Source organism: Deefgea salmonis, from assembly GCF_020531905.1.
Classification (GTDB): domain Bacteria; phylum Pseudomonadota; class Gammaproteobacteria; order Burkholderiales; family Chitinibacteraceae; genus Deefgea; species Deefgea salmonis.
Genome location: NZ_JAJAWG010000002.1, coordinates 523,216 through 541,275, shown reverse-complemented (window position 1 = coordinate 541,275; position 18,060 = coordinate 523,216). Strand labels below are relative to the sequence as shown.

17 protein-coding genes and 1 tRNA gene are annotated in these 18,060 nt (G+C 48.3%); 10 read left to right on the top strand and 8 right to left on the bottom strand.

The window, feature by feature from the left end; genetic code table 11:
• The first annotated feature begins 288 nt into the window (after positions 1–288).
• Positions 289–1,422, top strand: coding sequence for an FUSC family protein (locus tag LG219_RS06255; protein ID WP_226763670.1), 1,134 nt, complete (start codon positions 289–291; stop codon positions 1,420–1,422).
• A gap of 56 nt (positions 1,423–1,478) precedes the next feature.
• Here LG219_RS06255 and LG219_RS06250 read toward each other — a convergent pair whose 3' ends face one another.
• Entirely contained in the window at positions 1,479–1,997 is a 519-nt protein-coding gene (locus LG219_RS06250) for a hypothetical protein (RefSeq protein WP_226763669.1), read from the bottom strand.
• Positions 1,998–2,139: 142 nt separating this feature from the next.
• Here LG219_RS06250 and LG219_RS06245 point away from each other — a divergent pair, with 142 nt between their 5' ends.
• Positions 2,140–2,988 carry an AraC family transcriptional regulator gene (locus LG219_RS06245; RefSeq protein ID WP_226763668.1) on the top strand — a complete coding sequence of 283 codons (849 nt, stop codon included), beginning with the start codon at positions 2,140–2,142 and terminating at the stop codon, positions 2,986–2,988.
• Between the two features lie 53 nt (positions 2,989–3,041).
• Here LG219_RS06245 and LG219_RS06240 read toward each other — a convergent pair whose 3' ends face one another.
• The 3 genes from LG219_RS06240 to mutM form a co-directional block, all read right to left on the bottom strand.
• Entirely contained in the window at positions 3,042–3,710 is a 669-nt protein-coding gene (locus LG219_RS06240; protein ID WP_226763667.1) for a hypothetical protein, read from the bottom strand.
• Between the two features lie 67 nt (positions 3,711–3,777).
• Complete coding sequence (locus LG219_RS06235; protein WP_373314841.1) at positions 3,778–5,520, bottom strand: dynamin family protein; 1,743 nt, start codon at positions 5,518–5,520, stop codon at positions 3,778–3,780.
• Positions 5,521–5,862: 342 nt separating this feature from the next.
• Positions 5,863–6,678, bottom strand: a complete 816-nt coding sequence (gene mutM, locus LG219_RS06230) for a bifunctional DNA-formamidopyrimidine glycosylase/DNA-(apurinic or apyrimidinic site) lyase (RefSeq protein WP_226763665.1) — start codon at positions 6,676–6,678, stop codon at positions 5,863–5,865.
• A gap of 121 nt (positions 6,679–6,799) precedes the next feature.
• Here mutM and LG219_RS06225 point away from each other — a divergent pair, with 121 nt between their 5' ends.
• The 8 genes from LG219_RS06225 (at position 6,800) to LG219_RS06190 (ending at position 13,678) form a co-directional block, all read left to right on the top strand.
• Entirely contained in the window at positions 6,800–8,566 is a 1,767-nt protein-coding gene (locus tag LG219_RS06225; protein WP_226763664.1) for a tetratricopeptide repeat protein, read from the top strand.
• Complete coding sequence (gene lolB, locus LG219_RS06220) at positions 8,567–9,142, top strand: lipoprotein insertase outer membrane protein LolB (RefSeq protein WP_226763663.1); 576 nt, start codon at positions 8,567–8,569, stop codon at positions 9,140–9,142.
• Complete coding sequence (ispE, locus tag LG219_RS06215) at positions 9,139–9,999, top strand: 4-(cytidine 5'-diphospho)-2-C-methyl-D-erythritol kinase (protein ID WP_226763662.1); 861 nt, start codon at positions 9,139–9,141, stop codon at positions 9,997–9,999. Before lolB ends, ispE begins: the two co-directional genes overlap by 4 nt.
• 20 nt (positions 10,000–10,019) lie before the next feature.
• Positions 10,020–10,096: transfer RNA gene (locus LG219_RS06210), tRNA-Gln, on the top strand.
• Positions 10,097–10,159: 63 nt separating this feature from the next.
• A complete protein-coding gene (locus LG219_RS06205) occupies positions 10,160–11,110 on the top strand; it encodes a ribose-phosphate pyrophosphokinase (protein WP_173532908.1) in 951 nt (316 codons plus the stop codon).
• Positions 11,111–11,225: 115 nt separating this feature from the next.
• Positions 11,226–11,804, top strand: coding sequence for a 50S ribosomal protein L25/general stress protein Ctc (locus LG219_RS06200; RefSeq protein ID WP_250647193.1), 579 nt, complete (start codon positions 11,226–11,228; stop codon positions 11,802–11,804).
• A 122-nt stretch (positions 11,805–11,926) separates the two neighbouring features.
• Entirely contained in the window at positions 11,927–12,541 is a 615-nt protein-coding gene (pth, locus tag LG219_RS06195) for an aminoacyl-tRNA hydrolase (protein WP_226763660.1), read from the top strand.
• A 60-nt stretch (positions 12,542–12,601) separates the two neighbouring features.
• Positions 12,602–13,678: a CobW family GTP-binding protein gene (locus LG219_RS06190; RefSeq protein WP_226763659.1), complete on the top strand. Its 1,077-nt coding sequence runs from the start codon at positions 12,602–12,604 to the stop codon at positions 13,676–13,678.
• On the opposite strand, the gene LG219_RS06185 is transcribed toward LG219_RS06190, so the two are convergent.
• The 4 genes from LG219_RS06185 to LG219_RS06170 all read right to left on the bottom strand — a co-directional run bounded on the left by LG219_RS06185 (position 13,656) and on the right by LG219_RS06170 (position 18,019).
• The gene (locus LG219_RS06185) at positions 13,656–14,186 is read right to left on the bottom strand and encodes a hypothetical protein (protein ID WP_226763658.1); all 531 of its coding nucleotides are present in this window, start codon (positions 14,184–14,186) and stop codon (positions 13,656–13,658) included. The genes LG219_RS06190 and LG219_RS06185 overlap by 23 nt on opposite strands.
• Positions 14,187–14,492: 306 nt before the next feature.
• Positions 14,493–14,750: a hypothetical protein gene (locus tag LG219_RS06180; protein WP_226763657.1), complete on the bottom strand. Its 258-nt coding sequence runs from the start codon at positions 14,748–14,750 to the stop codon at positions 14,493–14,495.
• Between the two features lie 100 nt (positions 14,751–14,850).
• Positions 14,851–15,978 carry a c-type cytochrome biogenesis protein CcsB gene (gene ccsB / locus LG219_RS06175; protein ID WP_226763656.1) on the bottom strand — a complete coding sequence of 376 codons (1,128 nt, stop codon included), beginning with the start codon at positions 15,976–15,978 and terminating at the stop codon, positions 14,851–14,853.
• A 10-nt stretch (positions 15,979–15,988) separates the two neighbouring features.
• The gene (locus LG219_RS06170) at positions 15,989–18,019 is read right to left on the bottom strand and encodes a cytochrome c biogenesis protein ResB (protein WP_226763655.1); all 2,031 of its coding nucleotides are present in this window, start codon (positions 18,017–18,019) and stop codon (positions 15,989–15,991) included.
• Positions 18,020–18,060 lie beyond the last annotated feature (41 nt).

The following is an 18,060-nucleotide window of genomic DNA, read 5'->3' as shown; positions in this document are numbered from 1 at the left end:
GCTGTTGAAAGGCTAGACGCAAATACACCACTGATATAACCGCGTACGTCGCAATGCTTGTGTAGGGCGTCAATGAGCGCAGCGAATTGCGCCGTATGAATGCCGCATGCATGCCGTATCAAACAACCGCCCAATTCATTCCGGCGGTTTTTTTATGCGGCTGCGCCGCGTGGTTTGTGTTGGTTTTTCATAGCTTATTTCACTGCGCGCCATGGCCTACAATGCGTTGTAGGATTTGGGTGATGGATGCGGTGTTGCTACGGGGCTGGGGTTTTTAAGGAAATGCGGATGCAGTTTTCATTTTTGAATGAATTAAAAATAATACGCTCTGATTTAAATCAGGCTTGGCAAAATATCAAAAATAATGGGATTTCATTATTGGATGTGGCCGCGTCGGTGTGTTCGGTGGCGTTGGCGATTTATATTACCTATTTATTTAATTTTGAATATTCAATGTGGGCGGCTTTTAGCGCTTATGTGGTGATGCGACCTTTTTTTAAACAAACTTTAAGTCGTGGTTTATTAAGGATTGCCGGTACTTTATTGGGTGGAGCGTGTGGTGTTGTCTTGGTCTTGTTATTTCAACGCGAATTAAATGTATTCAGTGTTTGTCTGATCTTTTTTATTGTGAGTAGCGCGTCGGCTTATTATGCCAATGTGGTTTCTGATCAATATAATTATGCAGTGTTATTTTTTGGTCTGACATTTACTTTAATTGTCGGCTATGCCTTTGCTGAGCCACAGCAAGATATTTTGCATATTGGCTTGATGCGTGCTGCTGATGTGATGGTCGGGTCTTTATCGACTATTTTTGTTTCTGCCGTATTGCAATTTGCAATTAAAAATCGCGCAATGCCCATTACGTATCCAGCGAGTCATTTAGCTTTATCCCCAACATCAGCGCCGCTTCATTCAGATAAACAACACTATTTATTGTTTGCATTATTATCCGGCGGGGCCATTGCGCTAACGCCGTTATTGGTTTTGTTGGGTGGGCAATTGATTTTTATTCAGGCGGCGGTGAGTATTTTGGCGGTGTCCAATCAGCCACGAACGGCGTCGATTGATTTGCCAGCGGCATCAATGAAAAAAATTATTTATCGGGCGCTAGGGTGTTTTTCTGGGGCTTTGCTGGGGATGGGGTTTAATTTTATTTGCGTGTATTTATCGTCTTATGCCTTATTAATGCTGCTGACTTTAGTCGGAACGGCTTTGGGTAAAATCTTGCAAGATAGCAGTGCCGATTCATCGTATATGGGCGCGCAATTTGCCGTGGGTTTATTGATGGTGAGTGTGCATGATTCGGCGTCGCTGCTCAATGATCGCTACGGTGTGCATCGATTTTTGGGCGTGATGGTCGGCTTGGCGATTTTGGCCGGCATGCTGGCGCTATTTGCGCCTCGGCAAAAACTAAACCAATAGGGTATATCTATGTAGCGCTTAATTAATGAGATCTAGATAGATATACCCCGTAAAAACTATTTTAGCTTGGCATCGTTTGCAAATTGAGCGAGCAGATTTTGCACTGCAGGCATAAAGGCTTGTGCCGTTTGATTGCAGGCGGTTTCGCCGTAAAAACTGCTGGTGTATTTATAGAGTTCTTGTTTGGTGGCCGAGTTGCCGTTGCTTGACGACATGGTGAGCGACAAGGTCCATAGGCCAGCCATTGAATCAAATTTCACTTCATCGAGTGTGCCGCTAAGTACCAAGGCCGATTGTGCGTCATATGCGCCAGCGAGTTTTAATTCGTCTTTGACTGCACCGCTCACATAGTCAGCAAAAGTTTGATTGTCTGGCGTTTTAATTGGGCCAACACCACGGCACATGATTTCGGTTTGCGCGGCTTGTTTGGCGCTAAATGGCGCAACGTTGAATTTCTTTTGGCTATCGCGGTAAGCAACCACATTGTCAGCTTTGACTGAATAGCGTTGCACGGTATAGGTTGAGCAGCCACTCATTAAAACGACCAAGCCCAGTAATGACAAATTGCGTAACATAATTGAAAAATTCTTCTGTTTTTTGTAAGGATGTGAATTATGCAAATGCAGGGCATAAATCGCAATATTTATTTGTCATGTGTTGGCAAACTTCGCAACCTAAATCAATGCCCTTTGCCTAGACTTTGCGCTTGGAGGTGTGATGAATAAAAGCCGAACTCGGGATGATTATTCGCGGCGGTTGATGCGGGTGGTGCAGTTGTTGTGGCAAGAGCCGGCGCGCAATTATTCGCTGGAGCAAATTGCGGATGTGGCGCATTTTTCGCCGTTTCATTTTCACCGGATTTACCGTGAAACGATGGGCGAAACGGTGACGGCGACGCAGCAGCGCTTGCGCCTGCATTTTGCATCACGCGATTTAGCGCAGGCCAGCGATTGGCCTTTGCTACGCATTGCCCAGCGCGCGGGGTATCAAAGTAGTGCGGCATTTGTGCGCTCGTTTGCGGCTGCGTATGGCGTGACGCCGGGTGCTTATCGTCGTCAACGCTGGCAAGACCTCCAGTTTAAAATTAATCAGGAGATGGACATGTATACCGTTGAATTTCGTACTTTGGCCGCACCAATTCATTTAGCCACGCGCCGCCATCGGGGTGCGTATTTGCAAATTGGCGAGACGTTTAGCTTGTTGCAATTGGTGCTGCAGGCGCAAGTTGCGCCCGATGCGCGCTGGTTTGGTCTGTATTTTGATGATCCAAAAACCGTTGCCGAAGACCAATTGCGCTCGGATGCGGCGGTTGAAATCAAAGGCACAGCAAGTTTACCGGCCGATATTGGGCAAGCGCAGATTCCTACCGCTCGCTACGCGGTGATCGAGCATATTGGCCCGTATAGCGAGCTAGAGCGCGCGTATCACTGGCTCTTTGGCGTGTGGTTGCCGCAAAGCGGTGAGCAAGCAGCCAGTGTGCCGACGATTGAGCAATACCTGAACGACCCATGCACGACCGCCCCGAAAGATTTGCGTACTGAGATTTGGTTGGCGTTGGTGGATTAGCTTTGTAGGTATTGATCTGTGAACATTTATTTAAAATGCTTGTGGGTTAATACCTATTTGTTTTTTATTTCCATTCTGTTCATTAATAATCCGCTGGCATTTGCTTTTTCTAGCCACGGGCGTAATGAGTCAGGGATGGGTAGGTAAACGCCTATTTGAGTAAAGTTACCGCGCATTACTTCACAGCCGTGTGAGAGCCCAAATCGGACTGCGACCTGATTGCCTTTGATGTGATGAAAGGCATAACTGTGTTCGAGGTCAAAATAGGAAAATTCGCATTCGGTGGCTGCTTTCTTGGCAAGATCGGACAAACTATTGATCTGAATTCCCTTGATGGTTTTGGCTACGATGGGATCTGCTTTAAGAGCTACGAGAATCGTGGCTTCGCTAAACCATGAGGTAATCGCGAGTTCTTTGCCAGTTCTGGCGTCAAAGACTTCAAAGCGCGCAGCTGCACTGCCGTGGGCTGCACCTTCACAATCAGAACTAAAGTCGCTCATAAAACTGATGATGGGGCCGACAACAGATTGTAGTTTGCGTGAGCTGTCACTAGTGCATTTGGCACTGTCTTTAATGGGCTTGTAGAGCGTAAATTTACCGACTTTGGCGCTATCAGAGCTCCAAGTCAGGACGCTTCCAGCGGGTTCTTCGAGTTGTATGGTGGCTGCGTAGAGCGGAAAGGATAGAAGGGCAATACAAACGCAGGGATATAGTTGATTCATGAAGTTAATAGACCTGAAAATCGAAAAGCGCCGCATTGCTGCGGCGTTTTGCTTGGGCGCGAAAAGCTTATGCGGCTTTGGCGAACACCTGCATTTCGGCTTGTAGTGCGCCGTAGACTTGGCGCAATTTGCCGTTCAGCTCGGTGATTTGTTCGGTGAGCTGGCGGTTCATTTCTTCCAATTCTTGGATGCGATCTTCCAGTGTAGTGGTGGCGTTGTGAATGCGTTTAATACTTTCAAGGCGGCGACGCAGTTGCAATTGATGTTCGCGCACTTGCGTTTCCATTGGCGCCATCACCGCTTTGAGCCAGTTTTCAACGTCGCGGTTGGCGACTTCAAATACGTAGACCACGCGGCTGGCGACGGTTTCAAAGAATTTGCGCGTTAAACGCCCTTGGCTGGTGGTGAGTAATTTGCCAATGGTATTGAAATGCTCGCGGAATGATTTTTCTAAACGGGCGAGTTCTTTGTGGTATTTCAGCGTTGAAAACGGCGGTGGTGTCACTTGGCCAAGACCGTGCTCTTCGCTAAATTTTTTGTACATCGCCGCCATCATCGCTTGGATTTCAGCGACTTGTTCGGCCGATTTAGCAATCGAGCTGTTCACGTCAATAAAGAAATTATCCATTGTGGAGCGTAAACCGCCTTCGCCAAACGAGAACAAGCTACGGTCCATTTGGTCGCGGATGCGTTCGATTTCGGCTTTGAGCGCTTCTTTACCCAGTAGCGAAAACAGCTTATTGGTTTGCTGGCTAAAGACTGAGCGTAGCGCTTGAAAGCGCACTAAACCTTGTTCAAAGTGTTTTTTGTCTTCGCTGACTTTGACCATCATTTGCGCAATGACGTCTTGGTTTTTGCCGCGTAAGCCGGTTAATTCGGCGAGTTGCTCTTGAACGCCGTCTTGGCGCGCTTGCAAAATAGAGCGAATGGCCGAGACCAGGTCTTCGACTTCGGTTTGGGTGGCATCACGAACGATGTCTTGCTTGCCGGGCAGTAGATCGTCTGATAGCGCGCGTTCAAGCACGCTTAAGCAGGATTTTTGCAGTAGCGCATCGTCGTTTTGTACTTTGGCCAGCAAGGCTTTTTGTGCCGAAACCGGGTAAATCTGGCTGCTTGGCATCGCCAATAATTCGGCGGTGGTTTTAACTTGCTTGGCAATTTCGGCGTCGATTTCGGCGCTGGTGCGTAAATCATCCCACAGACCGTCGATTTTATTGAGCACGACTAAGCGCCCACGTTTGCCGCTTTGATTGCGAACGATGTGATTGCGCCAGACTTCGATGTCCGATTTGGTCACGCCGGTGTCGGCGGCCAAAATAAATAAAATCGCGTGCGCGTTCGGTAGCAAGTTGAGCGTGAGTTCGGGCTCGGTACCGATGGCGTTTAAGCCGGGCGTATCCAAAATCACCAAGCCTTGTTCCAGCAAGGGATGCGGGAAATTAATCATGGCATGACGCCAGCAGGGAATTTCGACTTCGCCATGTGCGTCCAGCGCCACCACTTGATCGGGATCGCTTTCGTCGTACAGACCAAAACGTTTGGCGGTTTCAACACTAACGCGCTGGGTGCGGCCGATTTCTTTAAAGGCGTCTTGCATCGAATCGGCGTCGTCAATATCGAGGGCAATGCTATGCCATTCATCGGGGTAACGACGATATTCAACCGTGGTGACGTTATTGCCGCGCGTTTCGATCGGCAACAGTTGCAAGCTCGGTGCGCGGCCAGCGTCAAATAACAGTTCAGTCGGGCACATGGTGGTGCGCCCAGCTGATGAGGGCAAAATCCGCTTGCCATAGTGGGCAAAAAAGATGGCGTTGATGAGCTCGGATTTACCACGCGAGAATTCAGCAACAAAGGCAATATTGAGTTTGTCTTCTTTTAAACGGTCGAGCAGCCCTTGAATCCGCAGTGTAGTTTGCGAATCATTAAGATCTTGTTCATTGAGCCAGCGCGATAATTGCGCAATCGATTGGCTTAAATGGCCACGCCAAGCACTATAGGCTTGAAAGTCAGCGACTAAATGGTCGTTGGCGGCTACAGGCTGTAGATCGTTGGTACTCATACTGTCCCCTTGCGTGAAAACGCGTGCTCAGCGGGTTGATCCCGCTTTAATAATATTAGAATTGCTGGGTGTGACTTACCAGCGATTTTATTAAAGCTGGCAGTTGTTGCAATAAAACGTGGCGCGCTGGCCTTGGCGCTGGGTGTTGATCAGACTGCCGCAAACTCGACACGGTTGGCCTGTTCGACCATAAACGTAGCTATTGAGCATGAAATAGCCGTTTTTGCCCTCACTATCGACATAATCCTTTAAAGTGCTGCCGCCTGCAGCAATCGCGGCATGCAGTGTTTCTTTTATGGCAGCGACTAAGCGCAATCGCTCTTCAGCGCTTAAGCTTTGTCCGGGGCGAGTGGGGTGAATTTTGGCGCGAAACAGCGATTCGGAGGCATAGATATTGCCGACACCAACCACGACATGATTGTCCATAATCAGTTGCTTGATCGCAGTGCGGCGTTGGCCGATTTTTTGCTGTAAAGCCAGTGCATCAAAGGCATCAGACAGCGGCTCTGGCCCGAGTGATTTGAGTAATGAATGCTCATCGATAGGGGTATCGCACCACAACCAAGAACCAAAGCGGCGTGGATCGTGATACCTTAGTCTTTTGCCGTTATCTAAAATCAGATCGATGTGATCGTGTTTTTCTGCTGGATACGCTTCGGTGAGAATACGTAAGCTACCTGACATGCCCAAATGAATAATCAGCGTGCCGTGCTCAAATCCCAGTAGCAAATATTTGGCGCGCCGACCTATGCTGTGAATAGTCTGGCCACCAATCAGGCTGGCTAAATCTGCCGGAACCGGCCAGCGTAAGCGGCCGTTACGCACGATGAGTTCGCTGACTTTGGCATTGAGTAAATGATCATGAATGCCACGGCGAGTGGTTTCTACTTCGGGTAATTCTGGCATGGTGTGGGCTCGATTAAAGCGAATCTATGCGGTATAGCGGTATGCTGTACTTGCGAGTTTGGACTTTCGCCCCCAGTTTACCTAATATCGCGTCTTAAACTTTCAAATCTTGGAACTGACTATGTCCTTGCGCTCTTATTCATTGATTGCGGTTTTCCTTGCCGGGCTGTCAGGATGCGCGGCGCTGACAACTTCTGGTCCAGAGGCCAATGCAAGTGGCCCAGCGGCAGAAACGGCCGATGCGGCTGAGTCGGCTTCCGAGGTCGAAAAACTAGACGGCTTTGATCCGAGTATTTTGCCAAAAATTGAGCTGAGCGACGAATTAATGATGCGCTTTTTAGTCGGCGATATCGCCGCCCAGCGCGGCAATTCGGCATTGGCGGCGCAAGCTTGGCTGGATTTAGCGCAGCGCACGCAAGATCCACGCGCCGCGCAGCGCGCAACGCAATTGGCTTTGTCCGCCGGGCAGTTGGTGGTGGCGCAAGAGGCTGCGCTGTTGTGGGTGGCTGGCGCGCCCAACTCGATTCAGGCACGACAAATCTTGGTGAGCTTATTGATTCGCAGTAAACGAGTCGATCAAGTTGAGCCGCATTTACGCGTGCTGCTCAATGCCAAGCCGGCAGAAATGGCACCGTTTTTTATGCAAATGCATCAATTGTGGGATAAAAACAGCGACCGAAATGCTGTCGTTGCCGTCACCGATCAATTAACCGCCGGCTTTTTGACGATGCCCGAAGCGCGGTTTGCACGTGCGGTGGCGTATAGCAATGCGGCGGATGACGCACAAGCTTTGGCCGAGCTAGAGCAGGCGCTGAGTTTGCGTGCTTCGTGGGAGCCCGCAGTACTGTATAAGGCGCAACTGCTCTCGGGTAAGAAAGACCCGGCGCTGACTAAATTATTACAAGACGCCGCCAAAGCCAATCCGATGTCGACGGCGATTACTTTGGCGCAAGCGCGCAATATGGCCGAGGGGCAAAATTATCCTGCCGCACAGCAGCAATATGAAGCCGTTTTGAATCGTGATCCGCAGCAAATTGAGGCTTTAATTGGTGCTGGCTTGATCGCGCTGGAGCTGCATGATTTAGAACGTTCGCAACGTTATCTTGAGCAAGCGGTGGCGTTGAATTCCAAAATCGCGCCACAATTGGCGGTTTATTTGGGACAAATTGCCGAACAGCAACATCGTGAACGTGATGCAATTCAATGGTATTTGCAAGTGCCTGATGCGCAAGCTGAGCGAGTACAGGCGCGCTTGCCGCGTTTATACGCCCGAATTGGCGAGCAAAAAACCGCCGATGCGGCCTTAGCGGCGTTGCCGGTCGCGTCGCTCAGTCAACAAATCAATAAAGCGCAAATCGAAGCGCAAGTTTGGCGTGAACGCAAAAACCTGACTCAAGCCGTTGCGGTGATGAATGCAGCGATCAAGCGCCATCCGACTGCCGGCGAGCTTTATTATGATCGTTCTTTATATCTGGATTTGGTCGGGGATATTCCTGCAGCAGAAGCTGATTTGCGCTATTACTTGCAGCTCAATCCTGGGCATATTCATGGCTTGAATGCGCTTGGGTATATCCTTGCAAACCGCACTGATCGTTACGCAGAGGCAGATACCTATCTGAGTCAGGCCATGGATAAAGAACCAAACAATCCAGTGGTGCTCGACAGTATGGGCTGGCTGCGCTTTAAACAAGGCAAGCTGAACGAAGCGGCCGAATTGTTAAAACGTGCTTATGCTCAATTGCCAGACCCTGAAATCGCCGCGCATTATGCCGAAGTACTTTGGCAAAAGGGCGATAAAAAGCAGGCGATGACGGTGGTCAATGCGGCCATGTTGCTTGAACCCGATGATGAGAGTTTGCTCGCGCTGCGCCAGAAGATGGGCTGGTAAGTGCTGGCATTGGCTAAACAGCTGGCGTTGCCAGTGCATTTTCGTTCGCTTGCTGGCCTGTTGTTGGCGGTGTTTTTGCTGTCGGCTTGTGTGCAAGCGCCGTTAAAGCCCCCCAGCGAGGGCTTTGCGGCACAGGGTCGAGTGAATATACGCAGTCAAAATCAAGCCAATACGGCTTTGTTTGATTGGGTGGCGAGCCCGCAGCGAGATGTGTTGTCATTGTCGTCGCCATTGGGCAATATTTTGGCGGAATTAACCATTCAGTATCGGGCAGGCGAAATTGTCGCGGCACAACTGCAACATGGCGCAACGATGGATGTGGCCGACCAACCCGAAGCGCTTTTGGCGCAAGTGACGGGTTTAGTGATGCCGGTATCCGGAATGCGCTGGTGGCTGCGTGGACTGCCTGATCCGAAACAACCCTTTACCCGTGGTGCCGATGATTTTGAACAGTCTGGCTGGCGGGTTCGCCCCAGTGATTATCGTGCTGGGGATTGGCCGTATCGGGTCGAGCTGACGCGTGACGATTTGCGAATTTTAGTGATGATTAAAGAATGGAGTCATGCTGCGCCATGAGTTTTACCCCTATTGTGGATGAGCAGGGTTTTGCAGCTTTTCCTGCGCCAGCTAAATTAAATTTGTTTTTGCATATCGTTGGCCGTCGTCAGGATGGCTATCATTTGCTTGAGTCGGTATTTCAGCTGATTGATGCGCACGATACGATCTGGCTACGGTTACGCCACGACGGACAAATCGTTCACCATAACCCTTTGCCTGGCGTACCTGCTGAATTAGATTTAACGGTGCGTGCCGCTCGCTTATTGCAGCCGAAGGAATCGGATTGGGGGGTGGATATTCGGGTCGATAAGCGTCTGCCGATGGGCGGCGGCGTCGGCGGCGGTAGTTCCGATGCGGCGACGGTTTTATTGGCTTTAAACCAGCTGTGGCAATTAGATTATTCACGCGCTGATTTAATGACTCTCGGTTTGCGTTTAGGCGCAGATGTGCCGTTCTTTATTTTTGGGCAAAATGCTTTTGTTGAAGGGATCGGCGAAATCATGACGGCCATTGCAACGCCACATCGACATTATGTGTTGTTGCATCCTCAGGTGCATGTTTCTACCCCTGAAATTTTTAAAGACCCTCTCTTGACAAGAAACAGCCCCTCTATTAAAGTTGGCGACCTTGAAGAGGCAGTTACACGTAATGATTTGCAAGCGTGCGCTGTTCGTAAATACCCAGAAATCGCTGAGCAGCTGGCTTTATTAAAGCCGTTTGGTGATGCCAGAATGACCGGATCGGGTAGTTGTGTATTTGTAGAAATGCCTTCACAAGCGGCTGCAAATGCTGTATTATGCGGCCTTCTTGAAAGTATCAGCGGATTGGTCGTTTCAACGTTAGATCGTCATCCGTTATACGAGTACGCTAAGTAATTCATTAGCAAAAAATCGCTAGGGGAGTCGCCAAGTTGGTTAAGGCACTGGATTTTGATTCCAGCATGCGAAGGTTCGAATCCTTCTTCCCCTGCCACCTATAAAAAGAAAGCGTGTAATTATATCAATTACACGCTTTTCGTTTTTTCAGGATTTGGAAATGGCTTACGACAGCCTCATGGTATTTACCGGCAACGCTAACCCTCGCCTTGCTGAACGCGTAGTTAATCATCTGGACATCTCATTAGGACGCGCCACCGTTGGTCGTTTTTCTGATGGTGAAGTCACCGTTGAGCTACTGGAAAACGTTCGCGGTCGTGATGTTTTTGTTTTGCAATCAACGTGCGTGCCGACGAACGACAACATCATGGAAATGATGCTGATGGTCGATGCGTTAAAACGTGCTTCAGCAGGTCGGATTACGGCAGCGATTCCGTACTTTGGTTATGCCCGCCAAGATCGTCGTCCACGTTCTGCGCGGGTACCGATTTCGGCCAAAGTGATTGCCAATATGTTGCAAGTCGCTGGTGTTGATCGTGTATTGACTGTCGATGTCCATGCCGACCAAATTCAAGGCTTTTTTGATATCCCGGTGGATAATATTTATTCCACTCCGGTATTGCTAGCTGATATCCGCGCCAAAAATTACGAAAACCTGATGATTGTATCGCCCGATGTTGGCGGCGTATTGCGCGCTCGTGCAATGGCCAAACAACTTGGTGTTGATATGGCGATTATCGATAAGCGTCGTCCCAAAGCCAATGTGGCTGAAGTGATGCACATCATCGGTGATGTGAAAGGCCGCGATTGCGTGATTATCGACGACATGATCGATACCGCCAATACATTGTGTAAAGCGGCTGAAGCATTGAAGAAATTCGGTGCAAATCGTGTCATGGCGTATGCCACGCATGCGGTGTTCTCTGGTGCTGCAGTCGATCGCATCATGCAATCTGAACTGGATGAAGTGGTTGTTACTGACACGATTCCAGTGAGCGAATTGGGCCAAGCTAGCGGCCGTGTTCGTGTGGTGTCGATTGCTGGTTTACTGGCTGAAACGATGCGCCGTATTAATAACGAAGAATCGGTTTCTAGTTTATTCGTTGATTGATGCACAAACGGGTTTACCTTGGTAACCCCGCAAGAATTCAGAGGGGTTTTCCCTCGAATCATCAGCTTCTCTGGTCGCGGGGGGCTGATGTTTTTATCTGTACTGGAGTATGACAATGACTTTTGAATTAAAAGCTACAAGCCGCGCAAAGCAGGGCACTGGTGCGAGCCGCCGCCTGCGTAAAGCCGGTCAATTGCCAGGTATCGTTTACGGTGGTTCTGCTGAAGCCGTTGCGATCAACTTGGATCACAACAGCATGTACTACACATTGCAAGACGAAAAATTCCACACTGCATTGATCCAATTGTCGGTTGATGATGGTGCTGCGGAACAAGTTTTGGTTCGTGCTGTTCAATACCATCCGTTCAAACAACAAGTTCAACATATCGACTTCCAACGCGTTAGCGCTGAGTCTGTTGTTGAATTGCGTGTGCCATTGCACTTCGTTGATGGCGATGTTTGCCTCGGCGTTAAAATGCAAGGCGGCGCAATCAGCAATGTATTGAAAGAAGTGATGGTTCGTTGCGTTGCTTCGAAACTGCCAGAATTCATTACTGTTGACCAGTCTAAATTGGCGGTTGGTAACTTGTCAGTTCACTTATCTGACATCGCATTGCCAGAAGGCGTTCAATTGGTATCGTTATTACGCGGTGCTGACTTGGCCGTTTCTATGTTGAACGGCGCTAAAGGTTAATTTAACCTTCGCAGTTCATCAAACCCGCTGATTCAGCGGGTTTTTTTATGTCTACTCAAGATTGATTTGTGCGATGTAGTGAGTCTGGTAGTGATGGTGTACTCGAGACTGGGGAAAATAAGATGGCGATTAAGTTAATCGTAGGTTTGGGTAATCCAGGTGGTGAATACGCGGCAACGCGGCATAATGCCGGATTTTGGTTGCTGGATCTTCTGGCACGTGATGGACCGATTTTTTTACGCCATGACAGTAAATTTCATGGCTTGTGCGGCAAAGTTAAAATTGCTAACCACGATGTTTGGTTATTGCAGCCGCAAACTTTTATGAATCGCAGTGGTTTGGCTGTGGTGGCATTGGCGCAGTTTTATAAAATCATGCCCGATGAAATTCTAGTCGTCCATGATGAACTCGATATTGCGCCGGGCTTAGTGAAGCTGAAAAAAGGCGGGGGTAATGGCGGACATAATGGTTTAAAAGACATTCAGTCTCATCTGTCGACTGCTGATTTTTGGCGTTTGCGCCTAGGAATCGGTCACCCGGGTAATAAAAATGAAGTGGCTAATTTTGTGCTTAAGCCACCACGACGTGAAGAGCAAGACTTGATTGATGATGCCATTAATAAATCTTTGCTGGTGATGCCAAAGATCGTGATCGGTGAAACCGGTGCTGCAATGAGCATCTTGCACACGGATGATGCAAAAAAGCGCGAACATAAACCTGAACCGAAAAAAGACTAGGTATTTGGTTTTAAGCTTTGTAGATAAAGCCTCTTAGTTATATACCCATGGATGATTTGTATGACCGCAAGCGTGATCCCCGTTAATTTAATTACTGGTTTTTTAGGGGTTGGTAAAACCACGGCATTGATGAATTTGTTGGCACAAAAGCCGGCCGATGAATATTGGGCGATTGTCGTCAATGAATTTGGTGAGGTGGGCATTGATGGTGCGACGTTGTCGAGCGCTGGCGATGGCTTGCAAGTGGCCGAAGTGCCCGGCGGTTGTATTTGCTGCACCACTAGCCCGATGCTGCGGGTGACTCTGGGGAAGTTGGCAAGGGGTATACGTCCAGATCGCTTATTGATTGAGCCTTCTGGCTTGGGACACCCGGCGGGTATTATTGATTTGCTACGTGACCCAATGCTTGCTAGTGCTTTTGAAGTGCGTGCGGTGGTGTGCTTGCTCGATCCTCGGCAGTTGGAAGATTCGCGTTATTACTCGCACGAAACTTGGCGCGATCAATTGCAATTGGCCGATGTCTTGGTGATTAATAAGTGTGATGTGGCCGATGAAGCGCAAATTGTGCGCGCTGAAGCGATGGCTGCGGCTTTTTTTCCGCCTAAGTTGGCCATTACGCGGGCGATTAAGGGGCAGTTTGATCTTGGCTTACTCGATTTAGAGTTACACCCTGAGCGTTGGCCGGTGCCGCATTCGGGCGCGCATGCCCAAGTGGGGCGCTACACTTCGAGTCAGCAAACCCATTCCTCAGTCGTCAGCAAATCGGCTGATATTGAGGCTGAAGTGACGAGCTGGCCCATTTGTAAAATGCAATCGAGCCTCGGCTCGCACAGTTGTGGTTGGATTTTCCCGCCGGAAGTGGTTTTTAGTAGTAGTAAGGTCGCTGATTTATTGACGGCATTGCCGCAAAATAGTGATTTAAATTTGCAGGGGCTAACGCGTGCCAAAGGTATTTTTCATACCGAGCGTGATTGGTATCGCCTGGATTGGGTGGATAGCATGACCAGCGCCGCCCCTGCGGCTTATCGGCGTGATAGTCGTTTTGAGGTGATTGTGCAAAGCGATCAAGCGCCCGATTGGCAACCATTGCAGCAAGCTTTGCTGGCAACACTCATTAGCTCGCCATCGCCGCTTTAACTTGATACAGATAAGCATCGGCCATATCGCTGTGGCCGGCTTCTTTTAAGGCTTTTTGCCAGCGCTCAATGCAAAATTGTAGCTCTTCATAGCTGCTTAGCGCGTCAAATACATCGCTCAGCATAAATTCGAGCTTATTGGATAAGTACGCTTGGTCAGTCATATGGATGATGCGACGAATTTTGAGTCTGGCACTGGCGCTAGGTAGTGTTCGGCTCGCTGGTGTTGCGTTAGCAATGGATTGTGTGGCGGGTGATGGCGCTATAGGCGCTGACGGCGTATGGCTTGCGTAACCAGCGTGCTCAAGAATGAGATGTAAATCCATCAATTGCTGTAATTGTTTTTGCAGTTCATTGCGATCGGGCTGTAATGCGAGCAGCTCCTCAACGCGTTTCTGGCCGTCGATCATGATTAACAGTTGTCGCAATCGAATCGGAAAGCCTGGGCTGCGGGTTTTGACTTCGTTTAAGCCTGCGTCGGTTTTGCTGAAAATAGAATTGTGATTCATTACTACCTCTGTATGCCTTTTCGTCAGCTTACATATAATTAGAACCTAATAGTATCGGGGATACGCCTTGCATGATTGAAAATATATACTGCGATGGACCATTCTTAGGGTGGGGATTATTGGCTGAATATTGATTCTTGATGGCATAAATGGCTTAGATTTTAATGCTTTAGGGCTCATTTTGAACTGAGATTGCGGCTCGATTGAAGCGGGTATTGATCGATAATCAAATGAAATACGGGGGCAATAAGTGTTGTAAAGTGACAACCTTTTTGAGCTGAAGCCTTTGCTTGTCATGTGGTTTTGCTATGGATCTAAAGATTTCTCGGTGAATGCGGTCTTTTTGCCTTGTTTGGCCACTGAGCATGTAATCATGCCCGCCATTTGTAGTTTTTCTAGCCTCAGGAGTAGATCAGCCAGCGGCATCAGTTGAGTGAGCGCCGCAACACTGATTTTGCCATCGATCAAGATCAGCAGTTGTCGTTCTTTAAAATTAAGCTGCTGACTACGTGTGCTGATTTCGCTAATGCCGACTGCTGTTTTTTCATAAAAAGTACTTTCCATGATGACCTCGCAGAATGTTTCTTCATTCAAGACCTTGTCATGGTTGCAGTGCAATAAAAAAAGCCGCTCATAAGATGAGCGGCTTTTTATCTGTCGTTATTTAGAGCCCGCCGTAAGAGTGCAGCCCGGATAAAAACATATTGACGCCGATAAAGGCAAACGTGGTAACAAACAGTCCAATAACCGCCCACCACGCCAAAATATCACCCCGCCAGCCTTTGATTAATCGAACGTGTAACCAAGCGGCATAATTGAGCCAAACGATCAGCGCCCAAGTTTCCTTAGGGTCCCAACTCCAATAGCCACCCCAAGCATCAGCGGCCCACATTGCACCGAGTACGGTGGCGATGGTAAAAAACAAAAAACCTACGGCGATCGCTTTATACATCACCTCGCCCAAGGTGTCGTAACTGGGTAGTTTTGTAGTGAGAATGCCGCGAGCAGAGAGTAGTTGTGCGATTCCGAGCATTGAGGCAATCGCAAAACTGCCATAACCGATAAAGTTGGCCGGGACGTGGATTTTCATCCACCACGATTGCAGCGCAGGAATCAGCGGTTGAATTTCATGCGCTTGACGATCTAATGAGTACCAAATAATAAAACCAACTGCCGCCGAAATCACCAAGAGCACAAAAGCCCCCATGGTTTTGGCCGCAAATTGCGCTTCGTAATATAGATACATCAAAGCGGTCATCAAGCAAAATAGAATGAAAACTTCATATAAATTGGAGACCGGAATATGCCCGACATCGGCACCGATTAAATAGCTTTCGTACCAGCGAACCAGCTTGGAAATCATCGCTGCGCCTGCTGCAGCCCATGTTAAGCCCGAAGCAATACTCAGTGCGGTGGCCGATTGGCGCAATAAACCAAGCCAGTACAGGATGGTGGCCAGGAAAAACAGCACGCACATCCACATCACAGCCGATTGACTTGAAAGTAGATACTTCAGCCAAAACTCGGTTTGCCCACGGCTTAAGTCGCCGGCATAGAGTTCAATGGCACCGAGCGCAATGATGCCGCAAACGGGAAAGAACACCCGCATCGCCGGCCAAAACCAGCCAAACCAACACAGCCCCGCCACAGCCCCAATCAAAATACCTTGTTCATAATAATCAAGAAAACTGTGGTATTTCTGCCACGAGACCAAGGCGATTACCACGATAAACAGCGTAAACAGCACATCAGCAGTATTAAAACGTCGATTTTTCAAACTTAGCGAATTCATACAAAGGCTCTCAAAGTGGGGCTTGTTGCTGGTTTGGTGCAAGGTGCTCGATATGAGCGGCAAACTCACGATCTAAGTCGTCAGTTTTGCGATTGCTACTCATCGCCATCAACGTGGCATGAGGGCTAATTCTGATCCATAAACGATTTTCTCGAATATAAAACATGCAGAAAATACCGATGATTAATAATAAAGAGCCTAAATAAACCACGTTTTTACCGGGCGAGCGGGTGAGCTGAAAGCCACTCGATTTCACTTCATTAAAGCCGGTTAGCTGCAAAACAGCCGGTGTGCCGTAATCAAACAAACTGCTGGTGGCCACCAAACTATCCATCAAAAATCGGTACTGCGCATTATCGGTTGGCGTCACTGGCAGGCCAGCTTGCGTTTGCGCTAATTCCATCGCATCGATTGCCGCACTTTGCAGTACTTTAAGGTAGGTTTGCGCGACGACTTGCCGCTCAGCTTGTGGCACTTTTTTCTCTAAGAAGCGTTCAATGGCAGGAAAGCCGCCTTGGCTAAACTGAAACAACACGCCCTCGGTAATTTCGGCAAACTGTGCCTCGCCATCGGCAGAAACACCACCGGCCTTTAAGGCTTTAGCCGCGGTTCTTTTCGCAATGTCAGCATGTAATTTGGCATTTAAGATCGTCGATCTAAAGCGCATAAACGCATCAAGCTGCATATCTTGATCTAGTGGTATACGCGTGAATGCAAACGGTGAGGCGACCTCGCGGCGCATACCTGTAATGAAATAGCTGCTGTCATTTTCTACAAATGGCTGCATATAGTTCTGATATTCAACCGCTTGCCCGCGATCATCACGCACTTTAAATTGAATCGTTGGCCCTAAATTACGCACATTCCGATCGCCATGCACCGATTGCGCCGATGCTAATGCGGTTTGCAAAGCGGAGACGGCCACTGTTGAGGTGTTGCCATTTGCCGTTTTATCTAAGGTTTCAATATTAAAAGGGCGTAGATCGCCAATTTCGAGGCGGTAATTGGCTTGGCCTGCAGTGAGCGCAAGTTCGGTTTGCGATTGAGCCGCCAATTTGGATTTGGCATTGCTCAATAAGTCCCATTGCACAAACTCAAGTCCAGAGCCGCCATCGCCAAAGCTGGCTTGATAAATGGCAACGCCATCCACAACTAAAGGATGGTTCACTTTAATGGTGCCACTTTGAATGACTTTGCCCGTTTTAATATCAAGCACATCAATATCACTGGCAAACAATTTAGGCATACCCGTTGAATAATGCTCAATATGAAATTTATTCAGTTTTAAAATAAAGGGTAGTTCTTGAACAAAATAGCCATTGCCTGAATTAAGAAATACCACGCTGGCAGAGCTGCCCTCACTTAAACTCACATTGCCACGGAAAGACAAATTATTTGACGCGAGGCGAGACATTTCTGGAATTTGACTTTGCGGTATATTGCGCGTTTCAGCGGTTTTAATATCCAGCATTTCCATGACTTTTAATGGCAAATTGCCGTCCATTAAACCGCCAATACAAATAACCACGATGGCCGAATGCGTAAATAAATAACCCAGCCGCTGCCAACTGCCTTTTTTAGCGGCAATTAAGGTCGCATCACCATCGGTTCGCAATCGGTAGCGATAACCATGCTCAGTGAGATGTTGGCAAACTTGTTCTTGCGCGAGCGGCTGATTGATTTCATGATGGTGCGACATTAAACGCAATGAATTGGCGCTGGCTTTGTCACGGTAACTACGTATTTCACGAATGACACCTGGAAAATGTCGCCAAATACACAGACAGGTTGAAAAAACCAAAAATGCCAAAATAAGTAAAAACCAGATCGAATGATAAACATCGAATAAGCCAAGTGGTTCAAAAATGCTAAACCAAAAATCCCCAAACTCAACACGATAATTAACATAAGGCTCATTTTGCTTGAGCACGGTACCAATAATAGAAGCAATCGCAAGTAGTGTTAATAAACTAATTGCAAAACGCATCGATGATAATAAATCAAAGAGAGCGCGGCGAAATGAAAGTGTATTTGAGGTCATCATAAAATCAAAAAGGGGCGAATCGCCCCCTTTAGTACGCG

What these genes read in the sequence shown, in the direction of transcription:
- LG219_RS06255 (WP_226763670.1), top strand. Translation starts at nt 289, where the DNA reads ATGCAGTTTTCATTTTTGAATGAATTAAAAATAATACGCTCTGATTTA.
- LG219_RS06250 (WP_226763669.1), bottom strand. Translation starts at nt 1,997, where the DNA reads ATGTTACGCAATTTGTCATTACTGGGCTTGGTCGTTTTAATGAGTGGC.
- LG219_RS06245 (WP_226763668.1), top strand. Translation starts at nt 2,140, where the DNA reads ATGAATAAAAGCCGAACTCGGGATGATTATTCGCGGCGGTTGATGCGG.
- LG219_RS06240 (WP_226763667.1), bottom strand. Translation starts at nt 3,710, where the DNA reads ATGAATCAACTATATCCCTGCGTTTGTATTGCCCTTCTATCCTTTCCG.
- mutM (WP_226763665.1), bottom strand. Translation starts at nt 6,678, where the DNA reads ATGCCAGAATTACCCGAAGTAGAAACCACTCGCCGTGGCATTCATGAT.
- LG219_RS06225 (WP_226763664.1), top strand. Translation starts at nt 6,800, where the DNA reads ATGTCCTTGCGCTCTTATTCATTGATTGCGGTTTTCCTTGCCGGGCTG.
- ispE (WP_226763662.1), top strand. Translation starts at nt 9,139, where the DNA reads ATGAGTTTTACCCCTATTGTGGATGAGCAGGGTTTTGCAGCTTTTCCT.
- LG219_RS06205 (WP_173532908.1), top strand. Translation starts at nt 10,160, where the DNA reads ATGGCTTACGACAGCCTCATGGTATTTACCGGCAACGCTAACCCTCGC.
- LG219_RS06200 (WP_250647193.1), top strand. Translation starts at nt 11,226, where the DNA reads ATGACTTTTGAATTAAAAGCTACAAGCCGCGCAAAGCAGGGCACTGGT.
- pth (WP_226763660.1), top strand. Translation starts at nt 11,927, where the DNA reads ATGGCGATTAAGTTAATCGTAGGTTTGGGTAATCCAGGTGGTGAATAC.
- LG219_RS06190 (WP_226763659.1), top strand. Translation starts at nt 12,602, where the DNA reads ATGACCGCAAGCGTGATCCCCGTTAATTTAATTACTGGTTTTTTAGGG.
- LG219_RS06185 (WP_226763658.1), bottom strand. Translation starts at nt 14,186, where the DNA reads ATGAATCACAATTCTATTTTCAGCAAAACCGACGCAGGCTTAAACGAA.
- LG219_RS06180 (WP_226763657.1), bottom strand. Translation starts at nt 14,750, where the DNA reads ATGGAAAGTACTTTTTATGAAAAAACAGCAGTCGGCATTAGCGAAATC.
- ccsB (WP_226763656.1), bottom strand. Translation starts at nt 15,978, where the DNA reads ATGAATTCGCTAAGTTTGAAAAATCGACGTTTTAATACTGCTGATGTG.
- LG219_RS06170 (WP_226763655.1), bottom strand. Translation starts at nt 18,019, where the DNA reads ATGACCTCAAATACACTTTCATTTCGCCGCGCTCTCTTTGATTTATTA.